Genomic DNA, 1,835 nt, shown 5'->3' with positions numbered 1-1,835 from the left:
TGCGCCTCGGGATTATGATGGACCAGCAGCTCCATGCCCGCGTCGCGCGCAGCCTTGTCGCGCAGGTCGTACATCGCCTTGAACTTCCAGGTGGTATCGACATGCAGCAGCGGGAAGGGCGGGGGCGAGGGATAGAAGGCTTTCTTCGCCAGATGCAGCATCACCGCCGAATCCTTGCCCACCGAGTACAGCATCACAGGCCGCTCCGCCTCCGACACCACCTCCCGCAATATATGTATGCTCTCCGCCTCCAGGCGCTCCAAATGGGTAAGGTTCCGGGTCATGGGCTCGCTCGCGCCGCAGGGCGGCATAAATGTCTACAGAATGACGCGGAGATGATCCCGCTGCGCCCGCCGGGCAAGATTGGCTTTGTTAGGGCGGGTAAACCCCATCTTCTTTCGTCTTGCCGGATGAGGCATGACCGAGGGCATGACAGAGCGGAGATGCGGACCTATCTCTTGTGCGATGCACGGCCCCAACCGACAGGATGCTTCCCACTCCATGACGACTGCTCTTCCTACCCGCCGCCTGGGCGCGCTCACCGTTTCCGCCATCGGCCTTGGCTGCATGAACCTGTCCCATGCCTATCTGCCGCGCCCGTCGGCGGACGAGGCCGAACGGCTGCTGCGCCATGCGCTCGACGCCGGCGTGAGCTTCTTCGATACCGCCGCTCTCTATGGCTTCGGCGCCAATGAGGAATTGCTCGGCCGCACCATCATGGACCGCCGGGCCGATTTCACCCTCGCCAGCAAATGCGTCCTGGCGGAGATTGACGGCAAGCGCGGTCTCGACGGCTCGCCCCGAGCGATCACCCGCGTGCTGGAGGATTCGCTGCACCGGCTCAGGACCGACCATATCGATCTCTATTATCTTCATCGCCTCGACCCGAAGGTGCCGATCGAGGAGTCGGTGGGCGCGCTGGTGCGTGGCGTGGAGGATGGCAAGATCGGCGCGATCGGCCTGTCGGAAATGTCGGCCGCAACGATTCGCCGCGCCCATGGGGTTCATCCGATCACCGCGGTGCAGACCGAATATTCGACCTGGAGCCGTAATCCGGAAGTCGCCGTGCTCGACGCCTGCGCGGAACTTGGCATCGGCTTCGTCGCCTTTTCGCCGGTCGGCCGCGGGCTGCTCGCCGGCGGGGTCGGGCCGCAGGGCGTACCCGAGGGCGATATTCGCGGCGCCATGCCGCGCTTCCAGCCGCCGCACCTGGCCCGTAATCTGGAGCTGGCAACGAAGCTCAAGCGGCTCGCCGACGAAGCGGGCTGCACCATGGCGCAGCTTTGCCTGGCCTGGCTGCTGTCCCGCCGCGACTTCATCGTGCCGATTCCCGGCACGACCAATATGGCCCATCTCGACGAGAATCTGGCGGCGGTCAGGCTCGACCTGCCTTGCCCGTTGCTCGACCGGGTCGACCGCCTGTTCGATTTCAAGGCGGTGTCGGGTCCACGTTACCCGCGCGATGCACAGGCGCAGATCGACACCGAATTGTGGGAAGGCGAGCCGCTGGCCTGATTCTCATACCGATTCTCCCCTGATTCCCGATTCTTGCCACGACAGGATCGGGTTTGGGGGGGGAGAAGGGCAGGGCACTGCGCCCAATCACCGCCCAGGAACGCATTTTTATTACAAGCGCGTGAAATCTCCGAAATGCCCGAAAGACGGCGCTTTTCATGCAATCGGTAGGGAACGAATTCTCAACTTTCGGAGGGGAATTTCAAAAATGGCGGAATTTCGCGGTTGACGGTTTTGGCGGCCGCATCTAGAGGGCTTTTCACCGGACGGAGCGGCGCTGCTGAGGCGCTTAACTGACCTGGTCGCCCACATAGACGGAC

At 63.3% G+C, this 1,835-nt stretch carries 2 protein-coding genes; one reads left to right on the top strand and one right to left on the bottom strand.

The window, feature by feature from the left end; genetic code table 11:
• Window positions 1–284, bottom strand: a 284-nt coding sequence (locus tag GGQ90_RS28830; RefSeq protein ID WP_188084647.1) for a phosphoadenosine phosphosulfate reductase domain-containing protein, incomplete at its 3' end; no start/stop codon positions are given.
• A 217-nt stretch (window positions 285–501) separates the two neighbouring features.
• Here GGQ90_RS28830 and GGQ90_RS28825 point away from each other — a divergent pair.
• Window positions 502–1,515: an aldo/keto reductase gene (locus tag GGQ90_RS28825; RefSeq protein WP_188084646.1), complete on the top strand. Its 1,014-nt coding sequence runs from the start codon at window positions 502–504 to the stop codon at window positions 1,513–1,515.
• Window positions 1,516–1,835 lie beyond the last annotated feature (320 nt).

This window comes from Sphingobium scionense (assembly GCF_014197035.1).
GTDB lineage: Bacteria > Pseudomonadota > Alphaproteobacteria > Sphingomonadales > Sphingomonadaceae > Sphingobium > Sphingobium scionense.
This window is presented reverse-complemented; position numbering and strand designations above follow the sequence as displayed.